This is a genomic window from Geminicoccus flavidas, from assembly GCF_009806515.1.
Taxonomy (GTDB): domain Bacteria; phylum Pseudomonadota; class Alphaproteobacteria; order Geminicoccales; family Geminicoccaceae; genus Geminicoccus; species Geminicoccus flavidus.
The window spans coordinates 1-530 of the sequence record NZ_WUJP01001144.1 but is presented as its reverse complement, the minus strand read 5'-3'; the positions used below and the strand labels follow the sequence as shown (position 1 = coordinate 530).

The 530-nt window shown below is 46.8% G+C and carries 1 pseudogene; it reads left to right on the top strand.

The window, feature by feature from the left end:
• Positions 1-530: pseudogene (locus EQG76_RS31495) on the top strand (IS1380-like element IS614 family transposase); the annotation flags it as partial.

Sequence of the window (530 nt, the reverse complement as noted above, 5' to 3'; positions counted from 1 at the left end):
GCCATCAAGGAACTGACACAGGAAAACATCTCATATACTTCCGATAAGGGCAAGACCTATGATTTCAATACGGCAGACAAGCTCAACGCCTTGCTTATAAAAGCCTTGGTTTCCACTGGTGAACTGAATGAGGTGGAAACCTACGATGTTGATTTCGACCATCAGTTCCTTGAAACAGAGAAGTATGATGCAAAACCGACATACAAGAAGTTCCTCGGCTACAGACCTGGCGTATATGTCATCGGTGACATGATTGTCTATGTCGAGAACAGCGATGGCAACACAAATGTGCGCTTTTATCAGGCTGAGACCCACAAGAGATTCTTTGCCCTACTGGAAGCCAACAGCATCCGTGTGAATCGCTTCAGAGCCGACTGTGGTTCGTGCTCGAAGGAAATTGTCAGTGAGATAGAGAAGCATTGCACGCACTTCTACATCCGCGCCAACAGATGCAGTTCGCTCTACGATGACTTGTTTTCACTGAGGGGATGGAAGACGGAGGAAATCAACGGCATCCAGTTTGAACTCAA